This window comes from Amycolatopsis japonica (genome assembly GCF_000732925.1).
GTDB lineage: Bacteria > Actinomycetota > Actinomycetes > Mycobacteriales > Pseudonocardiaceae > Amycolatopsis > Amycolatopsis japonica.
In genome coordinates this window covers 7,783,300-7,800,531 of sequence record NZ_CP008953.1, presented here as the reverse complement: position 1 = coordinate 7,800,531, position 17,232 = coordinate 7,783,300, and the positions used below count along the sequence as shown (strand labels likewise).

General features: G+C 67.3%; 13 protein-coding genes. 12 read left to right on the top strand and 1 reads right to left on the bottom strand.

Annotated elements, in window-relative coordinates; genetic code table 11:
• Positions 1 to 376 precede the first annotated feature (376 nt).
• The 11 genes from AJAP_RS36010 to AJAP_RS35960 all read left to right on the top strand — a co-directional run bounded on the left by AJAP_RS36010 (position 377) and on the right by AJAP_RS35960 (position 11,782).
• A complete protein-coding gene (locus AJAP_RS36010; RefSeq protein ID WP_038519889.1) occupies positions 377 to 1,546 on the top strand; it encodes an ABC transporter ATP-binding protein in 1,170 nt (389 codons plus the stop codon).
• Positions 1,547 to 1,584: 38 nt separating this feature from the next.
• Positions 1,585 to 2,337, top strand: coding sequence for an MlaE family ABC transporter permease (locus AJAP_RS36005; RefSeq protein ID WP_125732839.1), 753 nt, complete (start codon positions 1,585 to 1,587; stop codon positions 2,335 to 2,337).
• A 3-nt stretch (positions 2,338 to 2,340) separates the two neighbouring features.
• Entirely contained in the window at positions 2,341 to 3,177 is an 837-nt protein-coding gene (locus AJAP_RS36000) for an MlaE family ABC transporter permease (RefSeq protein ID WP_016331063.1), read from the top strand.
• The gene (locus AJAP_RS35995; protein WP_083650015.1) at positions 3,174 to 4,511 is read left to right on the top strand and encodes an MCE family protein; all 1,338 of its coding nucleotides are present in this window, start codon (positions 3,174 to 3,176) and stop codon (positions 4,509 to 4,511) included. Before AJAP_RS36000 ends, AJAP_RS35995 begins: the two co-directional genes overlap by 4 nt.
• Entirely contained in the window at positions 4,508 to 5,539 is a 1,032-nt protein-coding gene (locus AJAP_RS35990; RefSeq protein ID WP_038519884.1) for an MCE family protein, read from the top strand. The genes AJAP_RS35995 and AJAP_RS35990 overlap by 4 nt, the downstream gene beginning before the upstream one ends.
• Positions 5,536 to 6,522: an MCE family protein gene (locus tag AJAP_RS35985; protein ID WP_038519881.1), complete on the top strand. Its 987-nt coding sequence runs from the start codon at positions 5,536 to 5,538 to the stop codon at positions 6,520 to 6,522. The genes AJAP_RS35990 and AJAP_RS35985 overlap by 4 nt, the downstream gene beginning before the upstream one ends.
• Entirely contained in the window at positions 6,519 to 7,697 is a 1,179-nt protein-coding gene (locus AJAP_RS35980) for an MCE family protein (RefSeq protein ID WP_038519880.1), read from the top strand. The genes AJAP_RS35985 and AJAP_RS35980 overlap by 4 nt, the downstream gene beginning before the upstream one ends.
• A complete protein-coding gene (locus AJAP_RS35975; RefSeq protein WP_038519878.1) occupies positions 7,697 to 8,899 on the top strand; it encodes an MCE family protein in 1,203 nt (400 codons plus the stop codon). Before AJAP_RS35980 ends, AJAP_RS35975 begins: the two co-directional genes overlap by 1 nt.
• Positions 8,899 to 10,164, top strand: a complete 1,266-nt coding sequence (locus tag AJAP_RS35970; protein ID WP_038519876.1) for an MlaD family protein — start codon at positions 8,899 to 8,901, stop codon at positions 10,162 to 10,164. Before AJAP_RS35975 ends, AJAP_RS35970 begins: the two co-directional genes overlap by 1 nt.
• A gap of 31 nt (positions 10,165 to 10,195) precedes the next feature.
• Positions 10,196 to 10,717, top strand: a complete 522-nt coding sequence (locus AJAP_RS35965; RefSeq protein ID WP_038519874.1) for a hypothetical protein — start codon at positions 10,196 to 10,198, stop codon at positions 10,715 to 10,717.
• A 198-nt stretch (positions 10,718 to 10,915) separates the two neighbouring features.
• Entirely contained in the window at positions 10,916 to 11,782 is an 867-nt protein-coding gene (locus AJAP_RS35960) for a hypothetical protein (RefSeq protein ID WP_038519871.1), read from the top strand.
• Between the two features lie 115 nt (positions 11,783 to 11,897).
• Here AJAP_RS35960 and AJAP_RS35955 read toward each other — a convergent pair whose 3' ends face one another.
• Entirely contained in the window at positions 11,898 to 13,064 is a 1,167-nt protein-coding gene (locus AJAP_RS35955) for a hypothetical protein (protein ID WP_228694741.1), read from the bottom strand.
• A 647-nt stretch (positions 13,065 to 13,711) separates the two neighbouring features.
• On the opposite strand from AJAP_RS35955, the gene rpoB reads away from it, so the two are divergent.
• Positions 13,712 to 17,212 carry a DNA-directed RNA polymerase subunit beta gene (gene rpoB / locus AJAP_RS35950; RefSeq protein ID WP_038519869.1) on the top strand — a complete coding sequence of 1,167 codons (3,501 nt, stop codon included), beginning with the start codon at positions 13,712 to 13,714 and terminating at the stop codon, positions 17,210 to 17,212.
• The last annotated feature ends 20 nt before the right edge of the window (positions 17,213 to 17,232 follow it).

The following is a 17,232-nucleotide window of genomic DNA, read 5'->3' as shown; positions in this document are numbered from 1 at the left end:
TAAGCATTCGGGTGCGCCCAGGCGCCGGATCGCGTTTAGCCCGCGAAACGCGATCCGTGTGGCGCGGAGGTGCCCTGGAGGCCTGACCTGCGTTTAGCCCCCTAAACGCGATCCGGCCTGGGCCGGGGCAGGTCGTGGATCTGCGCGCGGGAGTGACGTGCACTACGGTGCTGCAAGCGGTGCACGGGCAGGCGGCGGGCTGTGCGAAAAGTTACCCGCGGGTCTGGCCAGAAAAGAAAACTGGCGAGTAACCTGTTCGCACTCAGCTCGTTGCACCTGGTTGACGCGGGTATCGCTGCGCGAACGCATGCGTCCTCTCGGGCCAGTGGCACGGGAAGGCAGTGCGCGACGACGCGGAACAGCTCCTGGAGGTGCGATGGGTGCCGAGGTGGTCATCGAAGGTCTTTCCAAGTCCTTCGGTAAGCAGGCCATCTGGCGGGACGTCACGCTGACCCTGCCTCCGGGCGAGGTCTCGGCGATGCTCGGACCGTCCGGAACCGGTAAGTCCGTCTTCTTGAAGTCGATGATCGGTCTGCTCAAGCCCGACAAGGGCCGGTGCATGATCAACGGCGTCGACATCGTGACGTGCTCCGAACACCAGCTCTACGAGGTACGCAAGCTCTTCGGCGTCCTTTTCCAGGACGGCGCGCTGTTCGGCTCGATGAACCTCTACGACAACGTGGCCTTCCCCCTGCGGGAGCACACGAAGAAGTCGGAGACCGAGGTCCGCCGGATCGTGCTCGAGAAGCTCGAGATGACCGGTCTCAACGGCGCCGACAAGAAGCTGCCCGGCGAGATCTCCGGCGGTATGCGCAAACGCGCCGGCCTCGCCCGCGCGCTGGTGCTGGACCCGCAGATCATCCTGGTCGACGAGCCGGACTCCGGTCTCGACCCGGTCCGCACCACCTACATCTCCCAGCTCTTCCTGGACGTCAACGCACAGATCGACGCGACGTTCCTGATCGTCACGCACAACATCAACCTCGCCCGCACCGTCCCGGACAACCTTGGCATGCTCTTCCGCAAGGAACTGGTCATGTTCGGCCCGCGCGAGGTGCTGCTGACCAGCGAGGAGCCGGTCGTCAAGCAGTTCCTCAACGGCAAGATGGACGGCCCCATCGGCATGAGCGAGGAGAAGGACTCGGCCCAGCTCGCCGCGGAGCGCGCGATGTTCGAGGCCGGTCACCACGCGGGCGGTGTCGAGGACGTCAGCGGGGTGCCGCCGCAGATGCAGCCGACGCCCGGCGTGCCCACCCGGATGGGCGCGGTCCGCCGCAAGGACCGCGTCATGCAGATCCTGCACGGCCTGCCGCCCGAGGCGCAGCAGAGCATCATCGAGTCGCTTTCGCCGGAGGAGCAGCAGCGCTACGGCGTCCGCCCGCAGCGTCTCGCCACCGCCGGCCACCGGTCGGCGCCGGTCGACAGCTCGATCCCGAACCACCACCAGGGCCAGCTGCCCGACGACCAGGTCGCCCACATCCCGCACCCCGGGAGAGCGGGCAACCACCGCTTGCGGCCACAAGATCCGGGGTCAGGTGGCGCGTGAGCTCTCCCGCTTCATCGGCGAAGATCCCCGGAATCGGCATGGTGCGCGAGACCGGGAACCTGTTCGCTCTCGGCCTCGACATCGTTCGTGGCATCTTCCAGCGCCCGTTCCAGCTGCGGGAGTTCATCCAGCAGGCCTGGTTCATCGCGAGTGTCACGATCCTGCCGACGGCGCTCGTCGCGATCCCGTTCGGCGCGGTCATCTCGCTGCAGTTCGGTTCGCTCGCCCGCCAGCTCGGCGCCCAGTCCTACACGGGCGCCGGGTCGGTGCTCGCCACCGTGCAGCAGGCCAGTCCGCTGGTCACGGCGCTGCTGGTCGCGGGCGCCGGCGGTAGCGCGGTCTGCGCGGACATCGGCGCGCGGACCATCCGTGAAGAGATCGACGCCATGGAGGTGCTCGGCGTCTCCGCGGTGCAGCGGCTGATCGTGCCGCGTGTGCTCGCGATGATGCTGGTGGCGCTCCTGCTGAACGGCATGGTCAGCGTCATCGGCGTGCTCGGCGGGTACTTCTTCAACGTCGTCCTCCAGGGCGGGACGCCGGGTGCGTACCTGGCGAGTTTCTCCGCGCTGGCCCAGCTGCCGGACCTCTGGGTCGGCGAGCTGAAGGCGCTGATCTTCGGCTTCATCGCCGCGGTCGTCGCCTCCTACCGGGGACTGAACCCGTCCGGCGGCCCGAAGGGTGTCGGCGACGCGGTGAACCAGTCGGTCGTCATCACGTTCCTCATGCTGTTCGTGGTGAACTTCGTGATCACGCTGATCTACCTGCAGATCGTGCCCGGAAAGCTGGACTGACGCATGACCTTCCTCCAAGGCGCCAAGCGGGTCGCTAACCGTCCTTTGCAGACACTGGACAACCTCGGTGACCAGATGTCGTTCTACGGCCGCGCGTTGCTGTGGACGCCGAGGACGCTTCGCCGCTACATGAAAGAAGTCCTGCGGCTGCTCGCCGAAGTGAGCTTCGGTTCCGGCTCGCTCGCCGTCATCGGCGGCACGGTCGGCGTGATGGTCGGCTTGACCCTGTTCACCGGTGTCCTCGTCGGTCTCCAGGGCTACTCGGCGCTGAACTCGATCGGCACCTCGGCCTTCACCGGCTTCCTGACCGCGTTCTTCAACACCCGCGAGATCGCCCCGCTGGTCGCCGGCCTCGCGCTTTCGGCGACCGTCGGCGCGGGCTTCACCGCCCAGCTGGGCGCCATGCGGATCTCGGAGGAGATCGACGCGCTCGAGGTCATGGGGGTGCCGAGCCTCCCGTACCTGGTGACGACGCGGATCATCGCCGGTTTCGTCGCGGTCATCCCGCTGTACGTCATCGGCCTGCTGAGTTCGTATCTCGCGTCGCGGTTGGTCGTTATCTACATCTACAACCAGTCAGCGGGTACCTACGACCATTATTTCGACCTGTTCCTACCACCACAGGATGTGTTGTATTCGTTCATCAAGGTGCTGTTGTTCAGCGTCTTGATCATCCTGTCCCATTGCTATTTCGGATACCGGGCCTCCGGTGGCCCCGCCGGTGTCGGCGTGGCCGTCGGTAAAGCGGTCCGGCTGAGCATCGTCACGGTGTCCATCATGAACTTCTTCATCGGTTTCGCGATCTGGGGAACCGACGTCACGGTGAGGATCGCAGGATGATCGCGACAGTCCGGCGCAGGCTACTGGGCCTGCTTCTGGTCGCCGTGCTCATCGGCGGGGTGGCGCTGAGCATCGCGCTGTATCAAAGGGCGTTCACGCCCGTCGTCAGCGTGAAGCTCCAGTCGGGCAACATCGGGAACCAGTTGCTGAAGCAGTCCGATGTGAAGGTCCGCGGCCTCATCGTCGGTTCGGTCCAGGACATCGCCGCGACGCCGGACGGTGCCGAGCTCACGCTCGCGCTGAATCCCGAGTCGGCGAAACTGATCCCGCAGAACGTTTCGGCGCGATTCCTGCCGAAGACGTTGTTCGGTGAGCGTTTCGTTTCCCTGGAGATCCCGGACGCGCCGTCGGAGAAGACGATCGCCGAAGGCGACGTGATCACTCAGGACCGTACGTCCGGCGCGGTCGAGCTGGAGCAGGCCTTCGCTCATCTGATGCCGGTCTTGCAGGCGGTCCAGCCGCAGAAGCTGTCGAGCACGCTTTCGGCGATCTCCACCGCCCTCAACGGCCGCGGTGACCAGCTCGGCGACACCCTCGCGCAGCTCGGTGACTACGTCGGGCAGCTGAACCCGCACGAGCCGAAGCTCCAGCAGAACCTCAAAGAGCTCGCGAAGTTCTCGGACAACCTCAACGCCGTCGCCCCGGACCTGGTGCAGACCTTGGACAACCTGAGCACCACCACCCGCACCGTGGTGGACCAGAAGATGAACCTGGCGAACCTCTACGGCAGCGTCACGCAGGCTTCGGTCGATCTGCAGACGTTCCTGCAGAACAACGCCGACAACCTGATCCGGCTCGCCGACACGGCCCGCCCGACGGCGGAGCTGCTCGCGAAGTACGCGCCGGAATACCCGTGCGTGATCGGGCAGATGGCGGCCAACCTGCCGAAGATCGACAAGGCGCTCGGCAAGGGCACCGACCGGCCCGGTCTGCACGCGACCATCGAGGTCACTGTCAACCGCGGGCCGTACCTGCCGGGCAAGGACGAGCCGCGGTTCGAGGACAAACGCGGTCCGCGCTGCTACGACCTGAAGCAGTTCCCGGACCCGTTCCCGCAGTACCCTCCGGACGGTCCGATCAAGGACGGCAGCACGGTCAAACAGCCGGCACGCTCGGCGAACGACGGCCTTTCGCCGTCGAACGGCTTCGCGAACGTCGGCGGTTACAACGGCGGAGGAGCGCCAGGCGGTAGCCCGTCCTACAGCGCGTCCGAATCGGACTTCCTCGCGCAGCTGGTCGCGCCGCAGGTCGGCATGTCCGCCTCGGACGTGCCCGGCTGGGGATCGCTGCTCGTCGGCCCGCTCTACCGGGGAGCGGAGGTGCACGTCCAGTGAGGGGATTGCTCGCTCCGCTGATCAAGCTCTGCGCCTTCATCGTGGTCACCGTGCTGTTCACGACCATCCTCGGGATCAGCATCGCCAACGTGAACACCACCAGCACCAACGCCTACAAGGCGCGGTTCAGCGACGCCACCCTGTTGCTGCCCAACGACGACGTCCGCATCGCCGGCGTCCGGGTCGGGCAGGTCAAGGACGTCCGCATCGTCGACCGCCGCCAGGCCGAGGTGGAGTTCGAAGTGGACGCCGGACGCAAACTGCCCGCCGGGGTCACCGCGCAGATCAAGTTCCGGAACCTGGTCGGCCAGCGCTACGTCTCGCTCGGGCAGGGCACCGACTCCTCCGGCAAGAACCTGGAGCCCGGCGGGAACATCCCGCTGGAGCGGACCACGCCCGCGCTCGACCTGACGCAGCTGTTCAACGGGTTCAAGCCGCTGTTCACCGCGCTCAACCCGGACGACATCAACAAGCTGTCCTACGAGGTCATCCAGGTCCTGCAGGGCGAGGGCGGCACGGTCGAAAGCCTGCTGAAGCACACCGCGTCGCTGGCCACCACGATCTCCGACAAGGACAAGGTGATCGGCGAGGTCATCGACAACCTGAACTCGGTGCTCGACACGGTCAACGCGCACACGCCGCAGCTGAACGACCTGATCGTCAGGCTGCAGCAGCTGGTCTCCGGGCTGGCCGCGGACCGCGAGCCGATCGGCGACGCCATCGACTCGCTCGGCACCCTCGCCAAGACGACCTCCGGTCTGCTCGGTGAAGCCCGTGAGCCGCTCAAGCAGGACATCGCCGCGCTCGGCACGCTGACGAAGAACCTCAACGACAGCCAGCCGATCGTCGAGCACTTCATCCAGTTCCTGCCGCAGAAGGTGACGGCGCTGACCCGCACCGCCGACTATGGCTCCTGGTTCAACTTCTTCGCCTGTGAGATGACGGGAGCCGTCGCCCTGCCTCCGCTGATCAACGAGCCGATCAACCTGCCGCTGCTGCCGGTGAACCGGGCGAGGTGCACGGCATGAAGTCGTTCCAGAAACGCAATCCGATCCCGATCGCGCTGGTCGGTATCTCGGTGCTGCTGCTCGGTTTCATCGCCGCGCTGAACTCCGAGGACCTGCCGGTCATCGGCGGCGGGACGACCTACACCGCGGACTTCAGCGAGGCTTCGGGTCTGCAGGAGGACAACGACGTCCGGGTCGCCGGTGTGAAGGTCGGGAAGATCTCCGAGATCAAGCTCGACGGCGACAAGGTCCGGATCTCGTTCAAGGTCAAGGACGCCTGGCTGGGCGACAAGACCAGCGCGGCGATCAAGATCAAGACCGTCCTCGGCCAGAAGTACCTGGCGCTCGACCCGCAGGGGCAGCGCACGCTCGACCCGAGCGCGACCATCCCGCGTGAGCGCACGATGTCGCCGTTCGACGTCCTCGACGCCTTCCGCGGTCTTTCGCAGACCGTCGATGACATCGACACGACGCAGCTGGCGAAGAGCTTCGACGTCATCACGGAGACCTTCGCCGACACCCCGGCCGACGTGAAGGGCGCCCTGACCGGCCTTTCCCGCCTCTCGGACACCATCGCCAAACGGGACTCGCAGCTGTCGAGCCTGCTCGCGAACACGCGGCAGGTCTCGCAGACGCTCGTCGACCGGGACGCCGAGTTCCAGAAGCTGCTGGCCGACGGCAACAAGCTGCTCGGCGAGGTGGCCAAGCGCAAGGAGGCGATCTCCGCGCTGCTGGACGGCTCGCGCAATCTCGCGACCCAGCTCAAGGGCCTGGTCGACGACAACGACGCGCAGCTCGACCCGGTGCTCGCCCAGCTCGACCAGCTGACCTCGATGCTGCAGCGCAACCAGGACGCCCTCGGCCAGGGCATCGCGCGGTTCGCGCCGTTCATCCGGGTGTTCACGAACACGATCGGCAACGGCCGCTGGTTCGACAACTACATCTGCGGACTGGTCCTGCCGTCGTTCGGGCCGATCAACGACAAGGGGTGCTACGAGAAATGAGTACCCGTCTCGGTTCCAGCCTCGCGCGCGGCTTCACCATCGCGATCGTGCTCGCGCTGGTCGTCGCCGGCGCGCTGTGGTGGACGCTCAAGGACGCCGGCCGCAATCACGTGACCGCGTACTTCGCGGGCACCGTCGGCCTCTACGAAGGCAACAGTGTCCGCATGCTCGGCGTGGACATGGGCACGGTCACCAAGATCCAGCCGATGGGCAACCAGGTCCGCGTCGAACTCGAATACGACCGTTCGGTGGCGGTGCCCGCCGACGCGAAGGCGATCATCGTGTCGCCGTCACTGGTCAGCGACCGCTACGTGCAGCTCGCCCCGGCGTACAAGGGCGGACCGCGGATCGCCGACGGCGCCGTCATCGGCCTCGACCGCACCGAGGTCCCGCTGGAGGTCGACGAGCTCGCCGCCAGCCTCTCCCGGGTCAGCAAGTCGCTCGGGCCCAACGGCGCCAACAAGAACGGTTCGCTGTCGAACCTGCTCGACACCGCCGCGAAGAACTTCGACGGCAACGGGCAGGCGCTGCACGACACGATCACGAAGCTCGGCCAGGCCGCTGGCACGTTGTCGGGCAACAAGGACGACCTGTTCAAGACCGTCGAGAACCTCGGCTCCTTCTCGAAGACGCTGGTGAACAGCGACAAGCAGGTCCGCGACTTCGAGCGGCAGCTGGCCGACGTCAGCGGATTCCTCGCGGGGGAGCGGGAAAACCTCTCGGCGACGGTGAAGCAGCTGTCGGACACGCTCACCGCGGTGCAGGCGTTCATCGAGAAGAACCGCGACCGGCTCAAGTCCAATGTGGACATGCTGGCCAGTGTGACCAAGGTGCTCGTGGACCAGCGCGGCGCGCTCGCCGAGATCCTCGACGTCGCCCCGGTCGGTCTCGGGAACCTGGTCAACACCTACAACGCCTCGTCGGGCACGCTCGACGCGCGGGCCAACCTCAACGAGCTCACCCAGCCGCCGCTGGTGATGGTGTGCAACCTGCTGAAGCAGACCCCGGACGCGCTCGACGCGCTGGGCGACGCGTGCAAGGGCGTCGCCGGGCTGGTCGACGGGCTGGTTCCGCTGCCGTCCATCGCGCAGGTGATCCAGTCGTCGCAGGCGGGCCAGCTGCCGCCGCTGCCGCTCCCGATCGCGGGTCAGCTCTACGGAACGGCGGCGAAGTGATGAACAGGAAACTTGCCCTCGTTGCCGTCGGGACCGTCGCGGCGCTGACGTTGAGCGGCTGCGGGTTCAGCGGGATCTACGACGTGCCGCTGCCCGGTGGCGCCGAGCTCGGCGACCACCCGTACACCGTCAAGGTGCAGTTCCGCGACGTCCTCGACCTGACCCCGCAGGCCGGGGTGAAGGTCAACGAGGTCGCCATCGGTCGCGTCGAAGCGATCGGCCTGACCCAGGACGGCTGGAACGCCGAGGTCACCCTGCGGGTCAACGGCGACGTGAAACTGCCGGCGAACGCGCTCGCCAATGTCAAGCAGTCGAGCCTCCTCGGCGAGAAGTACGTCGAGCTGGCCGCACCCCCCGACGGACAGGGCAAGCTCGCCGACAACGCGGTGATCCCGCTGGCCCGCACGAACCGCAGCGTCGAGGTCGAGGAACTGCTCGGCGCGCTTTCGCTGCTGCTCAACGGTGGTGGGGTGGAACAGCTCAACACCATCACCAAGGAACTCAACAACGCCACCACCGGCCGCTCGCCGGAGCTCAAGGCGCTGCTGAACAACACCAACGAGCTGGTCACGAACCTCGACAAGCAGTCCGCGAACATCACGCGGGCGCTCGACGGGCTGAACCGGCTCTCGCTCACGCTGAACGGCCAGAAGGACAAGCTGGTCGGCGCGGTCGACAACCTCGGCCCCGGGCTCGGTGTGCTGGAGCAGCAGCGCGGTCAGCTGGTGACCATGCTGAACGCGCTCAACCACCTCTCCGGTGTCGCCGTCGACACGGTGAACAAGAGCAAGGAAGACCTCGTCGCCGACCTCAAGGCACTGCAGCCGACGCTGCAGAAGCTGGGCGAAGCTGGCGCGGATCTGCCGAAGGCGCTGGAGATCCTGCTGACCTTCCCGTTCAGCGACGCCGCCTACGACGGCGTCAAGGGCGACTACTTCAACCTGTTCGCGAAGATCGACCTGAACCTGAACGAGATCCTCAAGAACCTCGGCCGCAGCCGTCAGAACCCGCTCCAGGACGTCATCCCGGTGCCGGGCCTCACCGGCGGGACGGAGGGACCGGGGGCGAATCCGCCGCTGCCGATCCCGGACAGCGTCGGCGGTGTCGCCGGCGGCCAGGCGAGCGCGCCGCAGGGTGGCGGGCAGCCGCAACAGACCGGACCCGCCGGTATCTTCGGCGTGCTTTCGGGAGGTGCCGGCTGATGCTGGTCCGTAGGACGAAGATCCAGCTGGTCGCGTTCGCGATCATCTCCGTGGTCGCCATCGTGTACGCGCTGATCCGGTTCGCCGGGCTCGGCCAGGTCTTCGGCGACGAGGGCTACACGGTGAAGCTGCAGCTCAAGCAATCCGGCGGCATCTTCACCAACGCCGAGGTCACGTACCGCGGCTTCAACATCGGCCGGGTCGGCGAGCTGCGCCTGACCAAGACCGGGCTGGAAGCCGACCTCAACATCTCACCGGACGCCCCGCAGGTGCCCGCCGATCTCGACGCCGTCGTCGCGAACCGGTCGGCGGTCGGCGAACAGTTCGTCGACCTGAAGCCCAAGAGCGACAAGGGACCGTTCCTGAACGCGGGTTCGGTCATCCCGGCCGACAAGGTCAAGACGCCCGTGCCGACCGAGCAGCTCATCGGCGACCTCGACAGCCTCGCGGCCTCGGTGCCGACCGACTCGCTGCGCAAGGTCGTCGACGAGTCGTACAACGCCTTCAACGGCACCGGCCCGGACCTGCAGCGGCTGCTCGACACCGCGCGGAGCTTCACCACGACCGCGCAGGAGTACCTGCCGCAGACGATCCAGCTGCTGGAAAAGGGCGGGCAGGTCCTCGAAACGCAGAACGAGATGTCGAGCTCCATGAAGTCGTTCAGCGCGGACCTCAACAAGCTCTCGGGCACGCTGAAGAACTCCGACGCCGACATCCGGAAGCTGATCGGGATCACCCCGCAGGTGGCGACCCAGATCAGCGAGGTGCTCGCCGAATCCGGACCGGGGCTGGGCGCGCTGACGGCGAACCTGCTCACGACGTCGAATCTGCTGGTGACCCGGCTCGACGGGCTCGAACAGGGCCTGGTGACGTACCCGATGCTGGCCGCGGGCGCGAACAGCGTCGCCAACGACGGCACCGCGCACCTGGGCCTCGCGCTCAACCTGTTCAACCCGCCTTCGTGCACCAAGGGCTACATCGGCCTCGACAAGTACCGCGAAGGCACCGACACGACGCCTCGCGCGCCGAAGGACGACGCATACTGCGCCGAGCCGAAGGGCAGCCCGATCAACGTGCGCGGTTCGCAGAACGTGCCGTACAACGGGGTCCCGCAGATCCCGTCGGAAGGCGACGTCGCGGCGAACGCGGGCCGCTCGGCCGAGGAGCTGGCCAGCCTGCGCGCGGCGCAGGGCATGCCGAGCGTCCTGCAGAGCCCCGGGGTCAGCCTGCCCACCCTCGGCACGCTGCTGGGCCTGCCCGGCTGAGCCCGAGACCGTATACCTACCCTGGAGTGTCATGAGTTCTTCTCGATCGCGGACCCTGGTATTGGGGGCGGCGGCGTTCGCGCTGGCCGCCTTCCTCGCCGCGGCGATCTTCGGTGTCATGTGGGCCGTGGCCGCGTCGGACGACAACGCCGACCTGGCGCGCTCGCGGGACGACGTGGTCAAAGCAGGCGGCACCGCGATCAAGGCGTACACCGAGGTCGACTTCGAGAACCTCGACAAGTTCTTCGAACAGCAGAAGGCCGTCTCGGATCAGAAGATGGTCGATCAGTTGAAGCAGCTGGAGCCGACCTACCGCAAGGCGCTCGGCGACGCGAAGACCAAGGTCGTGACCACCATCCAGGACATCGCGGTCGAAGAACTCGACGACCACGAGGGCAAGGCGAGCTTCCTCGCCGCCATCTCCACCCAGGTCACCCAGGGCGACAAGGCGAGCTCGAAGGCGTTGCGCCTGGAGGTCTCGATGACCCGGGTCGGCGATGAGTGGAAGCTGTCCGGGATCGACAACGTGCCCCTCGTCGCGGCCGGTCAGTAAGAGCGTCACCTAGAACGGAGCCACGTAGTGCCCCCCTCCCGTCGCCAGCCCCCTCGCAGCACTCCGCCGGTGCGCCGCCCCCGGGTGGCCGGCCTGCGACGGCCCGGTGCGTCTCCTGCTTCCGCTCCTGTTTCGGATGTTTCGGAGGCGCCTGCCTCGGAGGCTCCTGTTTCGGAGGTCGAGGTCGACGAGACGCCGGTGGCGAAGCCGGCGCCGGTCCGCCGTCCGTCGCCGCGGCCGGCTCCGGTTCCTGAGCCGGAGCCCACGCCTGAGCCGGAGCCTGAGGACGCCTCGGACACCGAGGCCGTTGAGGCCGTTGAGTCCGCAGAGGACACCGAGGTCGCTGAAGAGCCCGACGCTCCCGAAGAAGAGGTCGTCGCGAAGCCGACCCCGCGTGCGAAGGCCCGCGCGGTCGCCGAGGAGAAGCCGGACGACCTCGAAGAGGCCGAAGCCGACGTCGACGAATCTTCGGGGGACGAGAAGAAGCCGGGCTCGAAGCAGCTGATCCTGGCGGGCGCGCTGGTCGTCGTCGGGTTGCTGCTGGCCGCGACCGCGGTGCTCTTCAAGATCCAGGCCGACGACGTGTCCAGCTCGACGAACAACACGGCGCTGCTGGACGTCGCGAAGACCGCGCAGGTCAAGGACCAGGTCGCGAAGGCGACCGAGGCGCTGTTCTCGTACGACTACAACAACATCGCGAAGACCGAGACCGCGGCGGCCGATCTGCTGGTCAACGACGACGTCCGGGCGAAGTACAACCTGCTGATGGGCGAGGTCAAGCGGCTGGCCCCGCAGCAGAAGATGGTCGTGACGTGCAAGGTCACCCGCAGCGCCGTCATCCGGCTGGAAGGCGACCGGGCCGACGTGATGGTGTTCGTCGACCAGAGCTCGACGCGGGCCGACACGAACAAGACCACCGCCGGGAGCGCGCAGCTGCACTTGAACGCGGAGCTGCAGGGCGACAAGTGGAAGATCACGGCGATGAACACCTACGCCGCTCCGCCGAACCCCACCGCTTCCTCGGCCCCCGCTTCGCCCCCGGCCTCCCCGGCCCCCTCGAAGTGACCCGCCCCGGATCGCGTTTAGCCCGCTAAACGCGATCCGGCTCCGCGGCGCCTTGACCCCGCTGACCTGCGTTTCGCGGGCTAAACGTCACGCGTCGGCGCGCTGACCAGGGGGCTCAGGCGCCACCGCTCGACCGGAGCTTGTAGCTCGCCGTGCGCGCCTTCTTGGCCATCTTCGGGTCCGGATGGTCCGTGCCGACGACGTTCAGGAGTTGGAGCCGGTCCGGATGGCCGGAGGACGTCAGCAGGTCCACGATGTCGAAGCGGTCGTCCATGTCGGCGAGTTGATGGACGAACGCGCCGAGCGCGTGCATCGCCGCGTAATGGTCGGCCATGCCGAGGACGACCTCGTCGCGGGTGATCGTTTCCCGGTCGACCGCGCCACGTTCGGACAGCCACATCGCGGCGGCCGCGCCGACCAGACCGCCTTCGGCTCGGACTCCGGCAGCGGTCTCGAGGCCGAACTCGCCGGTTTCCCCGAGCACGATCAAGGCGAACAGTCGTTCCACGGGGAGCCGTGCCGTGCGGAGGAACTCACTCGCCTCCGCTGCCGCGCCGGAGGGTGACCGGTGCCGCACCCAGGCCTTCAGCTCCGCGTCGATGATCCCCGGCCCGGACTCGGCGAGGCGTGGGCTCAGCTCGCCGAGACTCTTTTCCGCCGCCTCACCGATGACCGGCGCGCTCATTCCGGCCTCGCGAAGCTCCCTGTTGATCGCCCAGACGGCGATCGGGGTGAGGCTGAGGACGAAGGGGGAGGGATCGGGTTTTCCGGCGATCTCGGCGATCAGCGCGAGCCCGGCCGGGTCCGCCGTGCCCTTCTCGAGCGCGCCGAGCCGTTCCAACAGGTCCAGCGCGACGCTTGTCGCGTACGGCGTCGACTCGTCCGGTGCCTGCCCGAGCGCGAGGGCCTCGAAGAGGAGCTCGACCGGCACAGCCACCGGACCTGACCGGTAGAGCGTGAGTGAGATCGACGCGACCAGTCCGAACGGCAGAGACTCAGCCTCGCCGATCGTCGAATACAGCCGCTCCCAGAGCCGGAGAGGGTCGTCGACGAGCGTCGCGTTCTCCTCGACGGGCACGTGCTTGCCGTCGACGTCGCGGACCAGCCCGGCCACCTCCGCCCATCGGGGGATCAGCGGATCGACGGCGTCCGACCCGGCGACGTAGCCGCGGATCTCGTCGAGGAGAGGGCTCCGCTCCGCGGCCTCCCGCAACTCGGCTTCCGGCCGCAGAAAGACCGGGGGCATCTCGGCGCTGGCGTCCTGCTCCCACGTTTCGCTCACGCCGCCCAGTCTGGCAGCGCCCACCCGGCGCGCGTCGCGATTAGCCCGCGAAACGCAGGTGCGTCGCGTCGCCTGTGCGCCGCACCAGACGGCCCACCGGTCACAGCGGTCACACGGGCCGAGTCCGCCATGGGCGCCCCGCCGGTCGCCTGGCCCGACCCGGTGACCGTCCGGGAAGCCCCGGCGGCCGGATCGCGTTTAGCCCGCTAAACGCAGGTCGGCGCGCCGGCGCCGTCACCTGCGGGTACCGGGCGGTAACCAGGATGATCGTCCTGTGAAGCGCCCGGCACGGAGCTACTTCCACGCTGCGCCAACCGGCGGGACCACCGCGCGGCATCTTGACTCAGAGCCCCTGTGGGGTCACGCTTACTGGCAACGGTGAGAACCGGCGGTGCCCTTGCGGGAGGGACGGCCCGGGGAGGCCGAGGAGAGGCATACCTGAAGACGTTGCGATGCAGGCTGGGCCCCATCGGGAGCGCCCCCTGGACAGACCGCGACGTTCGGGCTAGACTGCTTCTTTGCGCTGCCCTCTTTCAGGCTGCCCGGAGCCGGTAGTTAGGATAGTGGGCACACGGCACCCTTGACAGACCGCATCAGCTGTTGCTGACGCGGCTGCTCACCGCTCATTGTCCCCGGAAGGACGCATCTTGGCAGTCTCTCCCGCGAACCAGGCCACTGCTGCGACCACCTCGGCTGTATCTCGCTCGGAGTCCACGGGAATCCCGGGAGCCCCCAAGCGGGTCTCCTTCGCAAAGATTCGCGAGCCGCTCAGCACCCCGAACCTGCTCGACGTGCAGATCAGGTCCTTTGAATGGTTCACCGGCGACGAGGCGTGGTTCGAACGCCGCGTCGAAGAAGGTGAAGAAAACCCGGTCGGCGGCCTGGAAGAGGTCCTCAACGAGATCTCGCCGATCGAAGACTTCTCCGGATCCATGTCGCTGTCCTTCTCCGACCCGCGCTTCGACGAGGTCAAGGCCTCCGTCGAGGAGTGCAAGGACAAGGACATGACGTACGCGGCCCCGCTGTTCGTGACCGCCGAGTTCGTGAACAACAACACCGGCGAGATCAAGAGCCAGACGGTCTTCATGGGCGACTTCCCGGTGATGACCGACAAGGGCACCTTCGTCATCAACGGCACCGAGCGTGTCGTCGTGTCCCAGCTGGTCCGTTCGCCGGGTGTGTACTTCGACACCAGCGTCGACAAGACCACGGACAAGGACGTCTTCAACGTCCGCGTCATCCCGAGCCGGGGTGCCTGGCTGGAGTTCGACGTCGACAAGCGCGACACCGTCGGCGTCCGCATCGACCGCAAGCGCCGCCAGCCGGTCACCGTGCTGCTGAAGGCGCTCGGCTGGACCACCGAGGCGATCCGCGAGCGCTTCTCCTTCTCCGAGACGCTGCTCGCCACCCTCGAGAAGGACCACACCGCCGGCACCGACGAGGCGCTGCTCGACATCTACCGCAAGCTGCGCCCGGGCGAACCGCCCACCAAGGAGAGCGCGCAGACGCTGCTGGAGAACCTGTTCTTCAAGCCGAAGCGCTACGACCTGGCCAAGGTCGGCCGGTACAAGCTGAACAAGAAGCTCGGCCTGACCACGCCGTACGACACCGGGACGCTGACCGAAGAGGACATCGTCTCGACGATCGAGTACCTGGTCCGCCTGCACGCGGGCGAGGACAAGGCGACCGTCGGCGACCAGGTCATCCCGGTCGAGACCGACGACATCGACCACTTCGGCAACCGTCGTCTCCGCACCGTCGGCGAGCTCATCCAGAACCAGATCCGCGTGGGTCTGTCCCGGATGGAGCGCGTCGTCCGCGAGCGGATGACCACCCAGGACGTCGAGGCGATCACGCCGCAGACCCTGATCAACATCCGTCCCGTCGTGGCGGCGATCAAGGAGTTCTTCGGTACTTCGCAGCTGTCGCAGTTCATGGACCAGAACAACCCGCTGTCGGGGCTGACGCACAAGCGTCGTCTGTCCGCCCTCGGCCCGGGTGGTCTGTCGCGTGAGCGCGCCGGCATGGAGGTCCGTGACGTCCACCCGTCGCACTACGGCCGCATGTGCCCGATCGAGACGCCGGAAGGCCCGAACATCGGTCTGATCGGTTCGCTCTGCTCGTACGCGCGGGTCAACCCGTTCGGTTTCATCGAGACCCCGTACCGCAAGGTCGTCGAGGGTCGCGTCACCGACCAGGTCGACTACCTCACCGCGGACGAGGAAGACCGTTTCGTGAAGGCGCAGGCCAACGCGCCGATCTCGGACGACGGCACCTTCGTCGAAGACCGCGTCCTGGTCCGTAAGAAGGGCGGCGAGGTCGAGCTGATCGACCCGCTGGACGTGGACTACATGGACGTCTCGCCGCGACAGATGGTCTCGGTCGCGACGGCGATGATCCCGTTCCTCGAGCACGACGACGCGAACCGCGCGCTCATGGGCGCGAACATGCAGCGTCAGGCCGTTCCGCTGCTGCGCAACTCGGCCCCGCTGGTCGGCACCGGCGTGGAGCTGCGTGCCGCGGTGGACGCCGGTGACGTGCTCGTCGCCGAGCAGGCCGGTGTGGTCGAGGAGCTCTCGGCCGACCTGATCACGATCATGCACGACGACGGCACGCGGAAGAGCTACGGACTGTACAAGTTCCGTCGCTCGAACCACGGCACCTGCTTCAACCACCGCCCGATCGTCAACGAGGGCGACCGGGTCGAGCAGGGGCAGGTCATCGCCGACGGCCCGTCCACCGAGAACGGTGAGATGGCGCTCGGCAAGAACCTGCTCGTCGCGGTCATGCCGTGGGAGGGCCACAACTACGAGGACGCGATCATCCTCTCCGAGCGCCTGGTGCAGGACGACGTGCTCACGTCGATCCACATCGAGGAGCACGAGATCGACGCCCGCGACACCAAGCTGGGCGCCGAGGAGATCACCCGGGACATCCCGAACGTCTCCGAGGAGGTCCTCGCCGACCTCGACGAGCGCGGCATCATCCGCATCGGTGCCGAGGTCCGCGACGGCGACATCCTGGTCGGCAAGGTCACGCCCAAGGGCGAGACCGAGCTGACCCCGGAAGAGCGCCTGCTCCGCGCGATCTTCGGCGAGAAGGCCCGCGAGGTCCGCGACACCTCGCTGAAGGTGCCGCACGGCGAGACCGGCAAGGTCATCGGCATCCGCGTGTTCTCGCGCGAGGACGACGACGAGCTGCCCCCGGGCGTCAACGAACTGGTCCGCGTCTACGTGGCCCAGAAGCGGAAGATCCAGCCGGGCGACAAGCTCGCCGGCCGCCACGGGAACAAGGGTGTCATCGGCAAGATCCTCCCCGCCGAGGACATGCCGTTCATGGAGGACGGCACGCCCGTCGACATCATCCTGAACACCCACGGTGTCCCGCGTCGTATGAACATCGGCCAGGTCCTGGAGCTTCACCTGGGCTGGCTGGCGTCGCAGGGGTGGAAGATCGAAGGGCAGCCCGACTGGGCGAAGAACCTCAACGAGGAGCTCTACGACGTCGACCCCGGCACGAACACCGCGACCCCGGTGTTCGACGGCGCCAAGGAAGAGGAGCTCACCGGGCTGCTCGGCGCGACCAAGCCGAACCGCGACGGCGAGCGCATGGTCAAGCAGAACGGCAAGGCCACGCTGCTGGACGGCCGCTCCGGCGAGCCGTACCCGTACCCGGTCTCCGTCGGCTACATGTACATCCTGAAGCTGCACCACCTGGTCGACGACAAGATCCACGCCCGGTCCACCGGTCCGTACTCGATGATCACGCAGCAGCCGCTGGGTGGTAAGGCGCAGTTCGGTGGCCAGCGGTTCGGCGAGATGGAGTGCTGGGCGATGCAGGCGTACGGCGCCGCATACACCCTGCAGGAGCTCCTGACGATCAAGTCGGACGACGTGGTCGGCCGCGTCAAGGTGTACGAGGCCATCGTCAAGGGGGAGAACATCCCCGAGCCGGGTATCCCCGAGTCGTTCAAGGTGCTCCTGAAGGAGCTCCAGTCGCTCTGCCTCAACGTCGAGGTGCTGTCCAGCGACGGCGCCGCGATCGAGATGCGCGACTCCGACGACGAGGACCTCGAGCGTGCCGCGGCCAACCTCGGCATCAACCTGTCCCGCAACGAGTCGCCCTCGGTGGACGACGTCGTGCACTGACCCGCGATGAGGCGGGAGCC

Excerpts from the sequence above, each read along its gene's own strand:
- AJAP_RS35965 (WP_038519874.1), top strand. The coding sequence starts at position 10,196 with ATGAGTTCTTCTCGATCGCGGACCCTGGTATTGGGGGCGGCGGCGTTC.
- AJAP_RS35985 (WP_038519881.1), top strand. The coding sequence starts at position 5,536 with ATGAAGTCGTTCCAGAAACGCAATCCGATCCCGATCGCGCTGGTCGGT.
- AJAP_RS35980 (WP_038519880.1), top strand. The coding sequence starts at position 6,519 with ATGAGTACCCGTCTCGGTTCCAGCCTCGCGCGCGGCTTCACCATCGCG.
- AJAP_RS35995 (WP_083650015.1), top strand. The coding sequence starts at position 3,174 with ATGATCGCGACAGTCCGGCGCAGGCTACTGGGCCTGCTTCTGGTCGCC.
- AJAP_RS36005 (WP_125732839.1), top strand. The coding sequence starts at position 1,585 with ATGGTGCGCGAGACCGGGAACCTGTTCGCTCTCGGCCTCGACATCGTT.
- AJAP_RS35975 (WP_038519878.1), top strand. The coding sequence starts at position 7,697 with ATGAACAGGAAACTTGCCCTCGTTGCCGTCGGGACCGTCGCGGCGCTG.
- AJAP_RS36000 (WP_016331063.1), top strand. The coding sequence starts at position 2,341 with ATGACCTTCCTCCAAGGCGCCAAGCGGGTCGCTAACCGTCCTTTGCAG.
- AJAP_RS36010 (WP_038519889.1), top strand. The coding sequence starts at position 377 with ATGGGTGCCGAGGTGGTCATCGAAGGTCTTTCCAAGTCCTTCGGTAAG.
- AJAP_RS35970 (WP_038519876.1), top strand. The coding sequence starts at position 8,899 with ATGCTGGTCCGTAGGACGAAGATCCAGCTGGTCGCGTTCGCGATCATC.